The organism is Polaribacter sp. IC066 (genome assembly GCF_007997085.1).
Classification (GTDB): Bacteria; Bacteroidota; Bacteroidia; order Flavobacteriales; family Flavobacteriaceae; genus Polaribacter.
The window spans coordinates 1-713 of sequence record NZ_VORR01000155.1 but is presented as its reverse complement, the minus strand read 5'-3'; the positions used below and the strand labels follow the sequence as shown (position 1 = coordinate 713).

At 24.7% G+C, this 713-nt stretch carries 1 protein-coding gene; it reads right to left on the bottom strand.

Features of this window, described 5'->3' with window-relative positions; translation table 11 throughout:
• Window positions 1-168 precede the first annotated feature (168 nt).
• Window positions 169-678 carry a hypothetical protein gene (locus ES044_RS18355; protein ID WP_147120804.1) on the bottom strand — a complete coding sequence of 170 codons (510 nt, stop codon included), beginning with the start codon at window positions 676-678 and terminating at the stop codon, window positions 169-171.
• Window positions 679-713: the final 35 nt, after the last annotated feature.

The following is a 713-nucleotide window of genomic DNA, read 5'->3' as shown; positions in this document are numbered from 1 at the left end:
TGCCAACGTAATTGTACAAGATTTGTTGCTGTGGTTAAGCAATAAAGTTACTAAATAAAACACAAACCAAGAGAGCCCACGAGGACTTTCGTAAGTAAACCAAGACAAAGCAATTAATTTTGTACGGTGTTGGCAACCGTTTTTAATTCAGATTACTAATTTAAAAAATCAATTTATTATGGATTCATTATTAAACAAATTAAAGTCAGCGACTATATATTTAACTTCAAAAGATTTTATACTTTCAGTTATTGGGGGAATTTCAGGGTCTTTAATATATTGGCTTATTTTTTGAATAAAAAGTGTTGTTAAAAAACCTATTATTCCGCCAATTATATATTTTAATATGTCAGTTTTGATTGATTCAGATTGTATTAAATACTTTTTTAAATTCCATTTTATTAGGAATAACTTAAAAAGATTTAATTTTAAAAATACTCTTTGGTTTTGATTATTAGCCCCAAAATATGTAAATTCAAAATTATGTTTTGCTGGTATAAAATATAAAGGTAAAGAAGAAACTCTTTTTATCTTAAATTCCGATTTATTTTTTGGCTTATGATAATTTTTAAAAGTTCTAGAATTAAATATTAATCTCTGAAAAACACCATATTCAATGAATATTTCACAATCAATAAATTCCAATAAGTTTTTTACGAATAGTCCTTTTATTTTCATTTTTCAAAGTTTTATTTGTAATGGTTGCCAACGTT

Excerpts from the sequence above, each read along its gene's own strand:
- ES044_RS18355 (WP_147120804.1), bottom strand. The coding sequence starts at position 678 with ATGAAAATAAAAGGACTATTCGTAAAAAACTTATTGGAATTTATTGAT.